General features: G+C 73.8%; 16 protein-coding genes. 8 read left to right on the top strand and 8 right to left on the bottom strand.

Annotation, left to right across the window (positions count from 1 at the left end; all coding sequences use genetic code 11):
* The first annotated feature begins 152 nt into the window (after nt 1-152).
* Nucleotides 153-782 (top strand): phosphoribosylglycinamide formyltransferase, encoded by a 630-nt coding sequence (gene purN, locus ACH5A8_RS19005; protein WP_399003354.1) that lies wholly within the window; start codon nt 153-155, stop codon nt 780-782.
* Entirely contained in the window at nt 779-2344 is a 1566-nt protein-coding gene (gene purH, locus ACH5A8_RS19000) for a bifunctional phosphoribosylaminoimidazolecarboxamide formyltransferase/IMP cyclohydrolase (RefSeq protein WP_399003352.1), read from the top strand. The genes purN and purH overlap by 4 nt, the downstream gene beginning before the upstream one ends.
* 117 nt (nt 2345-2461) lie before the next feature.
* Here purH and ACH5A8_RS18995 read toward each other — a convergent pair whose 3' ends face one another.
* From ACH5A8_RS18995 to ACH5A8_RS18980, 4 genes are all read right to left on the bottom strand, one after another.
* Complete coding sequence (locus tag ACH5A8_RS18995; RefSeq protein ID WP_399003943.1) at nt 2462-2932, bottom strand: hypothetical protein; 471 nt, start codon at nt 2930-2932, stop codon at nt 2462-2464.
* A 97-nt stretch (nt 2933-3029) separates the two neighbouring features.
* Nucleotides 3030-4709: a serine/threonine protein kinase gene (locus tag ACH5A8_RS18990; protein WP_399003350.1), complete on the bottom strand. Its 1680-nt coding sequence runs from the start codon at nt 4707-4709 to the stop codon at nt 3030-3032.
* Nucleotides 4706-5452: an FHA domain-containing protein gene (locus ACH5A8_RS18985; RefSeq protein WP_399003348.1), complete on the bottom strand. Its 747-nt coding sequence runs from the start codon at nt 5450-5452 to the stop codon at nt 4706-4708. Before ACH5A8_RS18985 ends, ACH5A8_RS18990 begins: the two co-directional genes overlap by 4 nt.
* A gap of 203 nt (nt 5453-5655) precedes the next feature.
* Entirely contained in the window at nt 5656-6222 is a 567-nt protein-coding gene (locus ACH5A8_RS18980) for a hypothetical protein (RefSeq protein ID WP_399003346.1), read from the bottom strand.
* A 274-nt stretch (nt 6223-6496) separates the two neighbouring features.
* Between ACH5A8_RS18980 and ACH5A8_RS18975 the strand changes: the two genes are divergently transcribed.
* The 5 genes from ACH5A8_RS18975 (at nt 6497) to ACH5A8_RS18955 (ending at nt 12040) form a co-directional block, all read left to right on the top strand.
* A complete protein-coding gene (locus tag ACH5A8_RS18975) occupies nt 6497-7351 on the top strand; it encodes a bifunctional methylenetetrahydrofolate dehydrogenase/methenyltetrahydrofolate cyclohydrolase (RefSeq protein WP_399003344.1) in 855 nt (284 codons plus the stop codon).
* A gap of 55 nt (nt 7352-7406) precedes the next feature.
* On the top strand, nt 7407-7850 hold the full coding sequence (locus tag ACH5A8_RS18970; RefSeq protein WP_399003941.1) for a DUF3017 domain-containing protein: 444 nt from the start codon (nt 7407-7409) through the stop codon (nt 7848-7850).
* Between the two features lie 297 nt (nt 7851-8147).
* Complete coding sequence (locus ACH5A8_RS18965) at nt 8148-8810, top strand: helix-turn-helix domain-containing protein (protein ID WP_399003342.1); 663 nt, start codon at nt 8148-8150, stop codon at nt 8808-8810.
* Nucleotides 8811-9019: 209 nt separating this feature from the next.
* The gene (locus ACH5A8_RS18960; RefSeq protein ID WP_399003340.1) at nt 9020-10663 is read left to right on the top strand and encodes a helix-turn-helix domain-containing protein; all 1644 of its coding nucleotides are present in this window, start codon (nt 9020-9022) and stop codon (nt 10661-10663) included.
* A 387-nt stretch (nt 10664-11050) separates the two neighbouring features.
* Complete coding sequence (locus ACH5A8_RS18955) at nt 11051-12040, top strand: malate dehydrogenase (protein WP_399003338.1); 990 nt, start codon at nt 11051-11053, stop codon at nt 12038-12040.
* A gap of 159 nt (nt 12041-12199) precedes the next feature.
* Here ACH5A8_RS18955 and ACH5A8_RS18950 read toward each other — a convergent pair whose 3' ends face one another.
* Entirely contained in the window at nt 12200-13687 is a 1488-nt protein-coding gene (locus ACH5A8_RS18950) for an MFS transporter (RefSeq protein ID WP_399003336.1), read from the bottom strand.
* Nucleotides 13688-13780: 93 nt separating this feature from the next.
* Between ACH5A8_RS18950 and ACH5A8_RS18945 the strand changes: the two genes are divergently transcribed.
* Nucleotides 13781-14734: a LysR family transcriptional regulator gene (locus tag ACH5A8_RS18945; RefSeq protein ID WP_399003334.1), complete on the top strand. Its 954-nt coding sequence runs from the start codon at nt 13781-13783 to the stop codon at nt 14732-14734.
* A 185-nt stretch (nt 14735-14919) separates the two neighbouring features.
* Here the strand turns inward: ACH5A8_RS18945 and ACH5A8_RS18940 are convergent, their stop codons facing one another.
* From ACH5A8_RS18940 to ACH5A8_RS18930, 3 genes are read right to left on the bottom strand one after another with little or no spacing between them, the layout of a single operon-like run.
* Nucleotides 14920-15663, bottom strand: a complete 744-nt coding sequence (locus tag ACH5A8_RS18940) for an isocitrate lyase/phosphoenolpyruvate mutase family protein (RefSeq protein WP_399003333.1) — start codon at nt 15661-15663, stop codon at nt 14920-14922.
* Nucleotides 15660-16103 carry a carboxymuconolactone decarboxylase family protein gene (locus ACH5A8_RS18935; protein ID WP_399003331.1) on the bottom strand — a complete coding sequence of 148 codons (444 nt, stop codon included), beginning with the start codon at nt 16101-16103 and terminating at the stop codon, nt 15660-15662. The genes ACH5A8_RS18940 and ACH5A8_RS18935 overlap by 4 nt, the downstream gene beginning before the upstream one ends.
* Nucleotides 16100-16549 carry a carboxymuconolactone decarboxylase family protein gene (locus tag ACH5A8_RS18930; RefSeq protein WP_399003939.1) on the bottom strand — a complete coding sequence of 150 codons (450 nt, stop codon included), beginning with the start codon at nt 16547-16549 and terminating at the stop codon, nt 16100-16102. Before ACH5A8_RS18930 ends, ACH5A8_RS18935 begins: the two co-directional genes overlap by 4 nt.
* Nucleotides 16550-16594: the final 45 nt, after the last annotated feature.

Raw genomic sequence — 16594 nt, 5'->3', positions numbered from 1 at the left:
GCTACCTTCCGGCCACGCCCCCGTCCCATGGGGGCCTTCCGGTGTGCCGGTATCGTTGCTGGCGGTCGGCCGTTTCGTAGGCTTCCCCGTATCCGGGGGCGCGAAGCATTCGTACGACCGTACAAACTGCCTCCCCGAGAAAGGGCCCCACCGTGGCCGCCAAGCCCGTGGCCAAGCGCCTCGTCGTGCTGGTCTCCGGATCCGGCACCAACCTTCAGGCGCTCCTCGACGCGATCGCCGAGACCGGAGCCGAGGCCTACGGCGCCGAGATCGTCGCCGTGGGCGCCGACCGCCAGGGCATCGAGGGGCTGGCGCGCGCCGAGCGTGCCGGGCTGCCGACCTTCGTGCGGAAGGTCAAGGACTACGGCACCCGCGAGGAGTGGGACGCGGCGCTCGCCGAGGCCGTCGCCGCCCACGAGCCCGACCTCGTCGTCTCGGCCGGGTTCATGAAAGTCGTGGGGAAGGAGTTCCTCGCGCGCTTCGGCGGGCGGTTCGTCAACACCCACCCCGCGCTGCTGCCCAGTTTTCCCGGGGCCCACGGCGTCCGTGACGCGCTCGCGTACGGCGCCAGGGTCACCGGCTGCACCGTCCACTTCGTCGACGACGGGGTCGACACCGGCCCGATCATCGCCCAGGGCGTGGTCGAGATCCGGGACGAGGACGACGAGAGTGCGCTGCACGAGCGCATCAAGGAAGTCGAGCGAAGGCTGCTCGTCGAGGTCGTGAGCCGGCTCGCCCGCCACGGCTATCGCATCGAGGGACGAAAGGTAGTAATCCTGTGACCGCCGAGAGCAACAAGCGGCCCATCCGGCGCGCGCTCGTCAGCGTCTACGACAAGACCGGTCTGGAGGAGCTCGCGCGCGGGCTGCACGAGGCCGGCGTCGAACTCGTCTCCACCGGCTCCACCGCCGCGAAGATCGCCGCGGCCGGTGTGCCCGTCACCAAGGTCGAGGAGCTGACCGGCTTCCCCGAGTGCCTGGACGGCCGGGTCAAGACCCTGCACCCCAAGGTCCACGCGGGCATCCTCGCCGATCTGCGCCTCGAGGACCACCAGCGGCAGCTGGCCGAGCTGGGCGTCGAGCCGTTCGACCTGGTCGTCGTCAACCTGTACCCGTTCCGCGAGACGGTCGCCTCCGGCGCCTCGGCCGACGAGTGCGTCGAGCAGATCGACATCGGCGGCCCCTCCATGGTGCGCGCCGCCGCCAAGAACCACCCCTCGGTCGCGGTCGTCACCAGCCCCGAGCGCTACGCCGACGTCCTCGGCGCGGTGCGCGGCGGCGGCTTCGACCTGAGCACCCGCAAGCGGCTGGCCGCCGAGGCCTTCCAGCACACGGCCGCCTACGACGTCGCCGTCGCCTCCTGGTTCGCCTCCGAGTACGCCCCCGTCGACGAGTCGCGCTTCCCCGACTTCCTCGGCGCCACCTGGGAGCGCGCGCACACCCTGCGCTACGGCGAGAACCCGCACCAGCCCGCCGCGCTCTACGTCGACGCCGGCGCCGCCGGTCTCGCGCAGGCCGAGCAGCTGCACGGCAAGGAGATGTCGTACAACAACTACACGGACACGGACGCCGCGCGCCGTGCCGCGTACGACCACGACGAGCCCTGTGTCGCGATCATCAAGCACGCCAACCCGTGCGGCATCGCCGTCGGCGCGGACGTCGCCGAGGCGCACCGCAAGGCGCACGCCTGCGACCCGGTCTCCGCCTACGGTGGCGTGATCGCCGTGAACCGGCCGGTCAGCAAGGAGATGGCCGAGCAGGTCGCCGACATCTTCACCGAGGTCATCGTGGCCCCGGACTACGAGGAGGGGGCGCTCGAAGCCCTCACCAAGAAGAAGAACATTCGCGTGCTGCGGGCCCCCGAGGCTCCGGCCGCCCCGGTCGAGGTCAAGGCGATCGACGGCGGCGCGCTTCTCCAGGTCACCGACCGGCTCCAGGCCGACGGTGACGACCCGGCCAACTGGACCCTCGCCACCGGCGAGGCCCTGTCCGCCGACGAGCTGGCCGAACTGGCCTTCGCCTGGAAGGCGTGCCGGGCCGTGAAGTCCAACGCGATCCTGCTCGCCAAGGACGGCGCGTCGGTCGGCGTCGGCATGGGCCAGGTCAACCGCGTCGACTCCTGCAAGCTCGCGGTCGAGCGGGCGGGCGAGGAGCGGGCGCGCGGTTCCTACGCCGCCTCCGACGCGTTCTTCCCCTTCCCGGACGGTCCCGAGATCCTCATCGCGGCGGGCGTGCGGGCCATCGTCCAGCCGGGCGGCTCCATCCGCGACGAGCTGGTCGTGGAGGCCGCGAAGAAGGCGGGCGTGACGATGTACTTCACCGGGACGCGCCACTTCTTCCACTGATCGCCGTTCCCCGCGCGCGAGTGTGAGGCACCGCGCGGGGAATGCCGACCGTTCGCCGGTGGCCTCCGGCCCTCCCCCAGGAGGGGCCGGAGGCCACCGGTGTCGGACGGGCCGGGATCAGCAGGGGCGCAGGGACCAGATCGGGTCCCAGGTGGCCGTACCGGCCTGGTAGGCCGTGGACGTCCAGCGGACGCTGCCGTCCCTGTTGTAGAACCTGGCCACGGTGCCCGGCGTCTGGTTGTTGGTGAACGGGCCGTCGCCGGTCCAGTTGTTCACGGTCCACGTCTGGCACTTGTAGAAGTCGAACTTCGTTCCCTTCACGACCATGCACAGATGGCCGTAGCCGCAGGCCAGGTCCTTGAGGGCGGCCTTGCCCCGGGGCGCGGCGGTGACGGTCAGGCCCTCGTAGCGGACCGCGTCGGCGGACACGTGCAGGGCCTTCGGGTGGCCGGCCAGCACCTGCTCGGCCCTCTGCTGGAGGCTGGTCACCCGGGTGCCGGCCGGGTCGGCGGCGGATGCCGCGACCGTGGTCCCGGCGAGCAGGGCGGTGGCCGCGACGAGCAGCGCGGCGGGCTTCTTCACGTTCACAGGTTCCCCCATGTGACGAAGGTGGTCGTTCCGCCGGAGCGGAGTGGTACCACCCTGCCGACGGCCGACCCCCGCCGGTACCTCGGAAGTCTCAGGGTCACCTGCGGCCCGGGGGCGTGTACTCCTTGAGGTAGTGCGCGACGCGGGCGCAGTAGTCGCGGTTCTTCGGGGGGACTCCGCCCGCGCCGTTCACCTTCCGGAAGGACGTCCGGTAGGCGGCGGCGATCAGCACCCGCCTGTCGCCGGGCAGGCCGGGGTCCAGGTTGGGCGCGATGAAGCAGAGGTAGCGGCCCATGGCGGGGATGGACACCGCGGCGGAGAAGGGCGGCCGGGGGACGGCGTCGGCGGGCCGGCCGTCCGGGCGGATCCAGTAGCGCAGCACCCGAGGTGTCCAGCGGGCGATGCCGTACTCGTCCCGGGCCGGGTCGGACAGGGCGGGGTCGAAGTCGCTCTCCGCCTTCAGCATGGCCGCGATCAGCGCGGGCGTGACGTCCGGATGGGGGCAGTCGTGCGCCGCGTCGACGATCAGCGGCCGGTAGGAGGGCGGTACGCCCCGGTCGGTGCGGAGTTCGGGGGCGCCGTAGGTCGCCGGGGCGACGGGCCCCGGCAGCGCCGTGGCGGCCCGGGTGCCGGGCGGGGCGTGCGCGAAGGTGCCGATGCCGTAGCCGAGCCCGGCGACGAGGGCCGTGGCGAGCGTGCCGCCCAGCACCAGCCGTGCGCGGCCCGGGCGCGCGGTCCTGTACGGGGTCCTGTGCCGACGCGTGGACGTTCCCCTGCGCCGGCGCGGTCCCGGTGCGGCGGCGCCGCGCCGCCACGGCCCGGGTGACAGGGGGCGGGGGAGGGATGCGATGCCCGTGGCGGCGGCCACCCGCCGCAGCAGGGCGTCCGTGCCGATCCGGTCGGCGTGCGTGCGGGTCAGGCACGCCCGGACGATCTCCCGCCACTCGTCCGGGAGCACGGGGGACAGGCGCAGTTCCTCCGTGCGCCGGGCGTACGCCGCCGCCGCGTCCCGGCGGGCGGCGGGGGTGGCGCCGGGCAGCGGGAAGGAGCCGGTGAGGGTGAGGTGGGCGAGGACGCCGAAGGCCCACACGTCGGCGGACGGGCGGACCTGGCGGCCCCGCACGTCGACCTCCGACCACAGCAGCTCCGGAGGGGTGTAGTCGGGGGTGGAGAAGGCGGGGGAGTAGGCGTGGGTGCCCTCCAGTTCGGCGGCCATGTTGAAGTCGGCGAGGCGGGCCGAACCGTCCCGCATCAGCAGCACGTTGGCCGGCTTCAGGTCGCCGTGCACCCAGCCCGCCCGGTGCAGTTGGGCCAGGCCCTCGCAGATCTGCGCGAGCAGCGCGGGCCCGGCGGCGGGGCGGGGCCCGGCACCGAGCAGCGCGGCCAGCGAACCCTCGGCCTTCTCCAGCACCAGCACGGTGGCGCCGTCGAGTTCGGGGCGGGAGGGATCGTCGACGGTGAGGGTCTCGTACATCCGGATCAGCCGGGGGCGGCGCAGCCGCCGGTGCAGCGTCACCTCCCGTTCGACGAGTTCACGCAGATGGGTGAGGTGGCGCGGGGTTCCGGTGCCGGTGGGCAGGAACTTCAGGGCGGCCGTGTCCGGGAGCGCGGTGTCCGGCGCGGCTCCCGCGCGGGCCGCGTCCGGGCGCGGCGTGCGGCCGTCCACGCGCCGCGCCTCGTACACGCTGCCGAAGGCGCCCGTCGCGATGGGCCGGCGGACCTCCCAGACGCCGACCCGGTAGCCGCGCGGCACCACGACGGCGTACGCGTCGGTCACCGGGCCGCCCCGTCCGGCGGCGCGGCCAGCACGGCGAGGTCGTCCTCCCGCACCAGGTCGAAGCGGAGGGCCAGCGAGACCAGCGACTCCTTCTTGCCGTTGAGGCGCGGGCCCGTCTCGGCGGTGTCCGGGCCGGGCTTGAGCCGCAGTTTCACGGCCAGGTAGTCGATGTTCCACTGCACCGAGGTGCGGGAGACGGCGGCCCAGGCGGGGCGCAGCCGCTCGACCACCTGGTCGACGGTGGGCAGCGGGGCGTGCGGGTCGCCGCGCAGCCGGGGCTCGCACAGGGCGGCGAGCACCGCGAAGTAGCGCTTGGCGCGGTCCACGGAGAAGGCGGGCGCGGTGGGCTCGCCGTCCGTCCCGTCCGCGTCGGTCAGGTAGTCGTGCCGGGGCGCCCACACCTCGATCGGCAGCAGGTCCCCGGCGGCGGGCAGCACGATCCGGGAGAACTCGAAGGGGACGGGCGCGTCCAGCCGGCCCGGCCCCACCTTGATGTGCTCGCCCGCGCCCTCCGGGTTCTCCACGACGTAGGTCTGACGTGCGGAGAGGTTGCTCAGTATCCAGAACGCGCCGTGCGCGACGATCTCGCCGGCCCGGCGGGACACCCCGTCGTGCCGGATCACCAGCCCGTTGTCCGGGGCGGAGCGTCCGAAGGCGAGGCGTTCGCCGGGCGCGAGCCGGATCTGGGCGCCGTTCCGTTCGTCCTCCGTGGTCGGCGGAGGTACCACGATGATGCTGTACAAGGTGCGTCTCCCCGTGCCTGTACGGCTACGGATTCCAGATTAGGGGGACGCACAAGGGCCGTGCCCCGCCTGTGGACAAGCGGGTCACGGCCTGGGCGCGAACGGCGCGGAGCGAGTTCGGGGCTCCGTCCCAGGGCCTGCCTGACGAATTCCCGCCTGCCTCGCGGCGTACGGGCGAACGACGGGGACGTGTCGGACAGGTCCTAGTAGCGTGGGCGGTTGAACCACTCCTTGCCCTTGGAGCCGCCGACGAAGCAGGCGATCAGGATGGCGAGCACCAGGTGGACGATGCCGATGATGGTGAACGGGTACAGACCGAGGACCGCGGTGATGATGGCGAAGACCATGAGGGTGACGCGGACGCCGTTGCCGCCCGAGTTGAACTTCGTGGCCAGCACGGCCGCGAACACACCCCACGCGATCGCGAACACCACGAGCGCCCACAGCTTGCCGGTCGAGTAGTCCACGAGCTGCTGGAAGGCCGAGTCGTCCTTCAGGGTGTCGTCGTTCTTCGCGGCGTTCAGGCCTATGGCCCCGAGGGCGAAGAGCGCCGCGCCGACCACCTGAAGGCCGACGATCACCCACATCATGGCCCGGGCTCCGCTGACGGTCCCGGGCATCGTCTGCGGCACGCCGCCGTACGGCTGCTGCACGGGCGGGGCCTGCGGGTAGCCGTAGCCGGGCTGCTGGCCCTGCTGGGGGTAGGCGTACCCGGGCTGCTGCGGCTGCTGCGGCGGGCCGTACGGGTTGTTGGGGTCGCCGTGACTCATGGCGGTGTTTCCTCCGTAGATCAAGCGCGGGGACGACGCGCGGCACCGCACGGAGGAGAGTTCCACAGAATGCGGCCCGTCCCCCCGATGAGCTGCCCGCGGCACTGTGCCGTTCATCGTTCTTGACCGAACCCTTACTTGTCCAGCCGCATTCCGTATGTGTTGTGCAAGTGCAACATCGTCGATCACCAAGGCGGGAGGGGGGATCAGGGGCCGGGCCCGAAGCGGCCCCCCGGATTGGAACAGGCGCCGGGTCATCCGCGAGGATGGGGACATGACCGCCCAGATTCTCGATGGCAAGGCCACCGCAGCCGCGATCAAGTCCGATCTGACCGCCCGCGTGGCGGCGCTGAAGGAGAAGGGCGTCACGCCCGGCCTCGGCACGATCCTGGTCGGTGACGACCCCGGCAGCCGCAAGTACGTCGCGGGCAAGCACCGCGACTGCGCCGAGGTCGGCATCGCCTCCATCCAGCGCGAGCTGCCGGCCACCGCCTCCCAGGAGGAGATCGAGGCGGTCGTCCGCGAGCTGAACGAGGACCCGACCTGCACCGGTTACATCGTCCAACTGCCGCTGCCCAAGGGCATCGACGAGAACCGCATCCTCGAACTGATGGACCCCGACAAGGACGCCGACGGCCTGCACCCGATGAATCTCGGCCGCCTGGTCCTGGGCGAGCCGGCTCCGCTGCCCTGCACCCCCAACGGCGTACTGACCCTGCTGCGCCGCTACGGCGTGGAGATCAAGGGCGCCGAGGTCGTGGTGGTCGGCCGCGGCGTGACCATCGGCCGCCCGATGCCGCTGCTGCTGACCCGCCGCAGTGAGAACGCCACGGTCACCCAGTGCCACACCGGCACCCGCGACCTGTCCGCCCACCTCAAGCGGGCCGACATCGTCGTCGCCGCGGCCGGCTCCCCGCACCTGATCCGCGCCGAGGACGTCAAGCCCGGCGCGGCCGTCCTCGACGTCGGCGTCTCGCGCAACGCCGAGGGCAGGATCGTCGGCGACGTCCACCCGGACGTGGCCGAGGTGGCCGGCTGGATCTCCCCGAACCCCGGCGGCGTCGGCCCGATGACCCGGGCCCAGCTGCTGGTCAACGTGGTCGAGGCGGCGGAGCGCAGTGTCGGCTGAGCCGGGCGGACCCCGCAGGGACCGGGCCACCGAGGAGACCTCCGGGGAGCCGGAGATCGAGGTACGGGACGCGGTCAGCGCACCGGACGCCGAGGGACGGCCGCGCCGGACCACGCGCCGCTTCCCGCTGTTCACCAGGGACACGGCACGCCCCGAGGGCGGCGGCCGGGCCGCGGCCGGCGGCGCCCCGGCGCCCGCCCGGCAGTGGCCGCTGCTGTCCGTGCTGATAGCCGTCGGCCTCGGCCTGCTGGTGACCGCCTTCGACGCCTTCCGCGTCGGGCTGCTGCTGATCGGCGCCGCGCTGCTGGGCGGCGCCGTGCTGCGCTGGCTGCTGCCCCGCGTCGGCATGCTCGCCGTCCGCTCCCGCTTCACGGACATCGTCACCTACGGCGTCCTCGGCGTCGCCATCGTGCTGCTCGCGCTGATGGCCCAGCCCAAGCCGTGGCTGGAGATACCGTTCCTGGACGACGCGCTGCACTTCACCGTGCGCAACAGCTAGTTCCCGTCGCGAGCCGGCTTCCCGTCCCGAGCCGGCTTCCCGTCGCGACCGCCGGTCCTCGCCGTGACGGCGGCCCGTCCTCTCCCCCGAGCAAGGACGGGCCGCCGCCGGGACCAACCTTCCTGCACGGAGAACGCCCTGTTCAACGGCTGTCCGGGCGCTGTGGCACGGAAGTGACCGTTCCGCTACGGTGTCCGCGCTCTGCCACAAGGGCGGCCCGACCGGTGCGGGAACCGTTCCGTCGCCGCCGTCGTCACTCGCCGTGAGGGCAACGCGAGGGACTCCGGGAGGGGAACGATGGGGGCCTGGCAGGCGCTGCCGGACGATCTGCCGCCGGAGGTGCGGCACTTCACGGAGCAACTGCGGCTCCTCAAGGACGGAACCGGCCTCAGTCTCGTCGCGCTCGGTGCGCGCACCGCCTACAGCAAGTCCTCCTGGCAGCGCTACCTCAACGCCACCCAGCCGCCGCCGGCGCAGGCGGTCGCCGCGCTGTGCCGGGTCGCGGGTCTGTCCGGCGCGGACGCCGAACGGCACGCCGTGCGCTGGGAGATGGCGGTCAAGGCCTGGCCCAGAGGAGGGCAGACGGACCGCGAGGGGGGAACGGACGCGGTCCACGAAGAGGGAGCGGTCCACGAAGAGGAAGCGGTCCGCGAAGAGGAAGCGGGGCGTGCGGAGGGAGCCCGGTGTGAAGAGGGCGCGGGGCGTGCGGAGGGCCGGGAGCAGGGGGAGCGCGGGGAGTCCGACGGGGATGCGGAGCGTGACGCGCGCCCGGGGCCGGAACGGCGCGGCGAGCGGGGCGAGGAACACGAGCCGTACGAGGAGGTCCCCACCGTTCCCTGGTGGGACCGGCCGCCGGAGCCGCCGCGCGCGGCACCGGGCGGGCGTCTCCTGCTGTACGCCGTCGCGCTGCTCGCCGTGGTCCTGCTGACGGCCGTGGTGAGCGCGGTCCTCCTCGGTTGACCGGAACCGAACCGCGCACCCGTGTGGCGAACGGGCCGACGTCCGGGCGTACTCAGTGTCGATGTGTTGACAAAATAGGGGTCCGCGGCGGAGCCGTCCGGCAACCGGGCTAGCTTGGACAATCAGCGCGACGGCACGTGTCCTGGGCCGCGACGGGCACCGAGCCCGGGGAACAGCCGGCACGAACCGGGGGAGAGGGTGAAGCAGCGATGCCTCGTTGGAAGGCCTTGCCCGAGGAACTCGATCCGCAGGTCAAGGAGTTCGCGACCCAGTTGCGGCGGCTCGTGGACCGCAGTGGCCTGAGCGTCGCGGCGCTCGCCGACCGCACGGGCTACAGCAGGACCTCCTGGGACCGGTATCTGGGGGGCCGTCTGCTGGCGCCCAAGGGAGCGGTCGTCGCCCTCGCCGAGGTCACCGGCGCCAACCCCGGCCACCTCACCGCGGTGTGGGAGCTCGCCGAGCGGGCCTGGAGCCGCTCCGAACTGCGTCACGACCGGACCATGGAGGCCATCCGGATGGCCCAGGCACGTGCCGCGCTGGGGGAGTTCGGCGCGGCGGCGCCCGGAACGGAGCTGACCGGCGGCGAGCGGGACGCCGACGGCGAGCCGCGCGACGGCTCCCAGGGCGGCGGCAAGGCGAGCGGCGGCAGGGCCGGCGGCGACGGCAAGGCGGGCGACGCGCGCGAGGCGGGTCAGGGCGGCAGGACCGACGGCGCCGACGAAGGCGACGGCGCGGCGCCCGTCCGGCCGGTTCCCGCGGGCGCGGGCCCGGCGGGCGTGTCGCCCACGGTGCCGGTACAGCCGACGGTGTCCGACGCGGACGCGCGCGAGGGAGCGGGGCGCGAGCGTCCGGTGCGGGACCGGCCCCGCACCGACGCGTCGGGTCCGGGGACCGAACCCCGTGCCGAAGCGTCAGCTCCCGCCGACGCGCGGCCCGGCGCCGCACCGGCATCCGTCCCCGACGCACCGTCGGGTGCCGATTCCACTTCCGTGTCCGATGCGGATTCCGGTTCCGGCTCCGGTTCCGGTCCGGCGGTCTCGTCGGGCGGCAACTCGTGGCGGCTGGCCGGGTACCGGGGGCCCTCCCCGGTGGGCGGAAGGAGCACGGCCCAGGCGTCCGGTATCGCGGGGGCCCCCGGTCCCGCCGGTGTCGCCGCCCCCTCGGCGACCCCGCGCACACCGGGCGACGGCACCCCGTCCCCGTACGCCACCGGCGTCCCGCGCCCGAACGTCATGGGCACCTCGCACCCGTACGGCGGCGCGCCCTTCCCGGTCCCCGACGGCGCGAGCGCCCCGCCCGTCGTCCACGGCGCGCCACCGGAGGAGCCGGGAGCCGCCGGTGCCGCCGGCGGCGGTGGGTTCAGGCAGCAGGTGACGATGTTCCTCGCGGGGCTGGTCGCGACGCTCGTCGTGATCGCGGCCGTCTTCCACCTCACCGGGGGCGGCAGCGACGGGAAGGCCGGGCGCGCGGGCGGGTCGCCGTCCCCGTCCGCCCGTACGGCCGTGAGGCTGCCGCCGGGGGTGAAGTGCGTCGGCGCCGGCTGCACCGGCAAGGACGCCGAGGCGATGGGGTGCAGCGGCGCGCTGGGGACCACGGCCCGCAGCGTCACCGTCGGCACCACGCTCGTCGAGGTCCGCTTCAGCGAGCGCTGCGGCGCGGCCTGGGGCCGGATCACTCAGGCGGCTCCGGGCGACCAGGTCCGGTTCACGGCCGGCACACGCACGGAGACCGACACCGTCGACGCCGCCGGGGACACCATCGCGTACACGCCGATGGTGGCCGTGCCGGACGCGGCCCGGGCGACGGCGTGCGTGACGCTCGCGGCGTCGGGCCGTCAGGGGTGTACGACGTGAGATGCGGGGCAGCCGGAAAAGATTCGGCGTAGGGCGCGCATGAGCTCCCCGGTTCGGGGCAGACGGACACCCCCCACGGGAGTCAGGTTGCTCCGGCAACCCCCGTACGGCGGCCGCCCTCGTCCCACCTCTCCTGGACGGGCGGCCGCCACCTGTGCCCGCCACTTGCCGCCACCCCGTCACTCTGTGGGACGGGCCACATGGTCCGGGCGGTGCGTGATCCCCCAGTCGCGATAGCCTGACCGGTGGATCTCTCTTGACGCCAAGAGATCGATCATCCGTACCTTTGATCGATCATCGCGGCGGCACACGGCCACGAACCGGACAAGAGGATCCAGCTTCCCGGGGCAGGGACGCCCCACCGCCAGCTGTCATACGGAGAACGCCATGACCCGCACTCCCGTGAACGTCACCGTCACCGGCGCGGCCGGCCAGATCGGTTACGCCCTGCTCTTCCGCATCGCCTCCGGCCAGCTGCTCGGCGCGGACGTGCCGGTCAAGCTGCGCCTCCTGGAGATCACCCCGGCGCTCAAGGCCGCCGAGGGCACCGCGATGGAGCTGGACGACTGCGCGTTCCCGCTCCTGCAGGGCATCGACATCACCGACGACCCGAACGTCGCCTTCGACGGCACGAACGTCGCCCTCCTCGTGGGCGCCCGCCCGCGCACCAAGGGCATGGAGCGCGGTGACCTCCTGGAGGCCAACGGCGGCATCTTCAAGCCGCAGGGCAAGGCCATCAACGACCACGCCGCGGACGACGTCAAGGTCCTGGTCGTCGGCAACCCGGCGAACACCAACGCGCTCATCGCCCAGGCCGCCGCCCCGGACGTACCGGCCGAGCGCTTCACCGCCATGACCCGTCTCGACCACAACCGCGCGCTGACCCAGCTCGCGAAGAAGACGGGCACGACGGTCGCCGACATCAAGCGCCTGACCATCTGGGGCAACCACTCCGCCACCCAGTACCCGGACATCTTCCACGCCACGGTCGCCGGCAAGAACGCCGCCGAGGTCGTCAACGACGAGAAGTGGCTGGCCGAGGACTTCATCCCGACCGTCGCCAAGCGCGGCGCGGCCATCATCGAGGCCCGCGGCGCCTCGTCGGCCGCCTCCGCCGCCAACGCGGCCATCGACCACGTGTACACCTGGGTCAACGGCACCGCCGAGGGCGACTGGGTCTCCATGGGCATCCCGTCGGACGGCTCCTACGGCGTCCCGGAGGGCCTGATCTCCTCCTTCCCCGTCACCACCAAGGACGGCAAGTACGAGATCGTCCAGGGCCTGGAGATCAACGACTTCTCCCGCGCCCGCATCGACGCCTCCGTGCAGGAGCTCGTCGAGGAGCGCGACGCGGTCCGCTCTCTCGGCCTCATCTGAGTTCGACGCACCGTCACAGCGGTACGCCCGGCTCGTGCCCGTCAGGAGCACGAGCCCGCACCACGGGCCCCCTTCCGGTCTTCTCCGGAACGGGGCCCGTGGCCTTTTCCGCGCGGGTGGTCCGGGAGGCGCGGGTGGTGCGGGTGACGCCGGCGGTGCTCAGGACGCGTCCCGTCCGCGTCCGCCGTCGCGGCCGTAGCCGGCGACCACCACCGCCGTCGCCACGAGGACCAGCAGGGCGACGACGCGCAGCGTGGGCGCCATGCCGTCGAGGAGGCCGTGCCGGCCGGGGCGGGCGGCGTGGGTGGACAGGACCGTGCCGGTGACGGCGACGCCCAGGGCCGCGCCGAGTTCGCGTGCCGAGGTGCCGAGTCCGGAGCCCAGCCCCGCCTGGTGCGGGGGCAGCGAGGTGACCACGCCGACGGTGAGCGCGGGCATGCTGAGCCCGGTGCCGGCGGAGATGACCAGCAGCCAGCAGGCGTACACCGCGTACGGCGTGCCCGCGTCGGCGGTGGACGCGCCGAGCAGCCCGAGGCCGATCAGGGCCAGACCGCCGCCGATCACCGGACGCGGACGGTCCGACCAGCGCGCCGCCAGCTTCGGCACCAGCGCCATGCCGACGGTGAGCGGCACGATCGCCACGCCGGTGAGAGCGGCGCCGTACCCCTTGACGCCCTGGAGGTACTGGGAGTTGACGTAGAACAGGGCGAACAGGCCGAAGAAGCCGGTGGCCGTGCCGAGGGCGGCGGCGCGCAGCCGGGGCCGGGCGAAGACACGCGGGTCGAACAGCGGCGCGGGCGAGCGCAGGGCGTGCCGGGCGAAGACGGCCACGAGCAGCGCGCCGACCGCGAACGCGGCGACGATACGGGGCGAGCCCCAGCCGTACGACGGACCCTCGATGATGCCGAAGAGGACGGCGACCAGGCCCGCGGTGAGCAGCACGGTGCCGAGCGGGTCGGGGTGGGCGCGCGCCGTGCGTCCGGTGCGGGGAACGGCGACGGCGACGGCCGCGGCGAGCGCGGCGGCCAGCGGGACCATGACGGCGAACAGGGCGCGCCAGGACAGGAACTGGCCGATCAGGCCGCCGCCGAGGTTGCCCGCGAGGCCGCCCAGGCCGATGGCCAGGGTCCAGGAGGCCAGCGCGCGGGCACGGTGCTCGGGCGTGCTGAGGTGCACCAGGATCGACAGCGTAGCCGGTGTGATCAGCGCGGCGCCGGCCCCGGACAGGCCCCGGCCCGCGATGAGCAGCGCGGGCCCGGTCGCGAGCGCGCTGGTGGCGGCGCCCGCGGCGAACAGGGCGAGACCGGCGAGCAGCGCGCCCTTGCGGCCGTGCCGGTCACCGAGGGCGCCGGCCGGGATGAGCAGCCCGGCGAAGGCGATGACGTAGGCGTCGACCGTCCACAGGATGTCGCTGTGCGTGGGGTGCAGCGACGACGAAGTCAGCTGCGGGATCAGCAGGTTGATGGCGGCGACCATGCTCTGTGCGACCAGGACGCAGGCGCACAGGGCCAGCAGGGTGGAGCGCTTCGGCGCGCCCGGGCCGGCGGTGCCGGGGGAGTCCGGGGCGGGGCCGGCGACGGGAGCCTCGGCCGGGGCGACGGCGGGGACGCCGGCGCGGGGGCCGGAGTTTCGGGCAGGCGAGGGCATGGCTCCTCCAGGGAGACCGGTGTGGTGGGGGATGCCCTGTCACCGTAGGCTCGGAGGCCGACCGCACTCCAGTGCAACCTTCGCAAGGGACGAATGCGCGTGACGCAATCCGCGGACCCGGCCGGGACCCCGGCGCCCACCGGGGTCGACCTCAACCTGCTGCTCGCCCTCGACGTCCTGCTGGAGGAGCGGAGCGTCCAGGGCGCCGCGCGCCGGATGCACCTGTCCGAACCGGCGATGAGCCGCACCCTGGGCCGGATCCGCAAGGCGCTCGGCGACCCGGTGCTGGTGCGCGCGGGCCGGCGCATGGTGCCGACCCCGCACGCGCTGGCCGTACGCGCCGAGGTGAGCGCGGTGGTGGAACGCGCCCGCGCCCTCTTCACACCCGGCCGGGACAGCGATCTGCGCACGGTCACCCGCACGTTCACCGTGCTGTGCCACGACGCCGTGCCCGCCTCCTGCGGCGCGGCGCTGTTCGACCGGGCCGCTCAGGAGGCGCCCGGCATCCGGATCCGCTTCCTCGGGGAGAGCCACGTCGACGCGCCGTTCCTGCGGCAGGGGACCGCCGACCTGGAGGTCGGGGTGATCGACACGACCTCGCCCGAGGTGCGCACCGAGCGCCTGTACGAGGACCGGATGGTGGGCGTCGTACGGTCCGGGCACCCGCTGCTCACCGGCGAGCTCACCCCCGAGCGGTACGCGGCGGCCGAGCACCTGTCCGTGTCCCGGCGCGGCCGGCTGCACGGCCCCGTCGACACGGCCCTCGCCCGGCTGGGCCTGACCCGGCGGGTGGCGGGCGCCGTCGGGACCTTCCCCGCCTCGCTGTTCGTGATCCGTGACTCGGACCTGGTCGGACTGATCATGTCCTGGGGGCTGCCGCTGGCCGCCGCGCTGGACCTGGCCACCTTCGAGGTCCCGCTCGAACTGCCCGTGCTCGGGCTGGGCCTGGCCTGGCACCCCCGCCACGACGCCGACCCGGCGCACGCCTGGCTGCGCCAGTGCTTCCGGGAGGTGATGGCCCAGTGGTCCCGGGCCCGGGGCGGGTGATCCCGCGTCGACGGTCGCGGCGCGGACGGTCCCGGGAGCGGGCGGTCCTCTGAGCGGCCCCAGGGCGGACGATCCCCCGTGTCGCCCGGCCCCAGATGGCCGAAGTTGCCCAGAGCCGCCCCGGACCGGCCCGCCCAGGCCCGCGCATGACGGCCGGTCGCGTGGCGGCCGCCGGCGCGCGGCGCCTACCCGGCCAGGCCGTCGGCGATCTCCCGCAGTGCCGCCGCCGCGCGCCGCTGGAGCCCCGGACCGAAGGTGATCCGGGTCGCCCCGAGTGCGCCGAGCTCGGCCGGCGAAGGGCCGCCGGCGGGGAGGGCCAGCGCGTTCAGCGGACCCGGGACGCCGGCCCGCAGCGCCGGCAGCGCGTCCGCCGGGGCGAGGAGGGGATACACGCAGTCCGCGCCCGCCGCCACGTACGCCACGGCCCGCTCGACGGTCCGTTCGACGGCCTGTCCGGCCGCGCGGCCGGGGCCGCCGTCCCCGTGCACGAACGTGTCGACTCGGGCGTTGACGAAGAGCCGGTCGCCTGCCGCCGCGCGGACCTCGGCGAGGAAGTCCGCCTGCCGCCGCAGGTCCTTCAGGACGCCCCCGTGCGAGTCCTCGAGGTTGCAGCCCACGACCCCGGCCTCCAGCAGCCGTTCCACCAGCTCCTTCGGCGCCAGCCCGTACCCGTCCTCGACGTCCGCCGACACCGGCACGTCCACCGCCCGGGCGATCCGCGCCACGGCCGCGAACATCTCCCGCGGCGGAGTCGATCCGTCGGCGTACCCGAGGGAGGCGGCCACCCCGGCGCTCGGCGTCGCCAGCGCCGGGAACCCGGCCTCGGCGAACACCCGGGCGCTCGCCGCGTCCCACGGGCCGGGCAGCACCAGGGGATCGCCCGGCGCCCGCCCGTGGTGCAGGGCGCGGAACGTCTCGGCCCCGCTCACGACTGCCCTCCTCCCGGCGGGACGCGGCGGGTGACCATGAGCCGGTTCCAGCCGTTGATGACGGTGATCAGCGAGACCAGATGGGCCAGCTCGGCCTCCTCGAACAGTTTCGCGGCCCGGTCGTATACCTCGTCCGGGACGAAGCCGTCGGTCAGGACGGTGACCGCCTCGGTCAGGGCGAGGGCGGCCCGTTCCCGCTCGGTGTAGAGACCCTCGGCCTCCTCCCATGCGTCGAGCAGCTGGATGCGGTCCTGCGACTCGCCGTTCTGCCGGGCGATGCCGAGGTGCATGTCGAGGCAGAAGGCGCAGTGGTTGATCTGCGAGGCCCGGATCATGACCAGCTCGGCGAGGACCGGGTCGCCGAGCCCCTTCTTGGCGGCCGCGCTGACCGCCTGCATCGCCTGGAACACCTTCTGGTCCAGCAGCTGCGAACGGCTCACGCGTGCCGCCCCGGCCGATAGTGGCCCGGCGTCATCCGGGTGGTCACGCCGAACCGGTTCCACGCGTTGATCACCGTGATCGCGGCGATCAGTTGGGCCAGCTCGGCCTCCTCGAACAGCTTCGCGGCCCGGTCGTAGACCTCGTCCGGGACGAAGCCGTCGGTCAGGACGGTGACCGCCTCGGTCAGCTCGATCGCCGCGAGCTCCTTCTCCGTGTAGAAGTGCCGCGACTCCTCCCAGGCGCTGAGCTGCACGATCCGCTCCACGCTCTCGCCGGCCGCGAGCGCGTCCTTGGTGTGCATGTCGAGGCAGAAGGCGCAGTGGTTGAGCTGCGAGGCGCGGATCTTCACCAGCTCGTACAGCCGTGCGTCCAGGCCCTGCTTGGCGGCGGTGTCCAGACGGATCATCGCCTTGTACACCTCGGGGGCGTGCTTGGCCCACTCCATCCGGGGGGCCTGCTCGGGCGCGTACTCGGCGCCCGTCGTCGTGTT

It is taken from the genome of Streptomyces sp. NPDC018610 (assembly GCF_044391765.1).
GTDB lineage: Bacteria > Actinomycetota > Actinomycetes > Streptomycetales > Streptomycetaceae > Streptomyces.
This window is presented reverse-complemented; position numbering and strand designations above follow the sequence as displayed.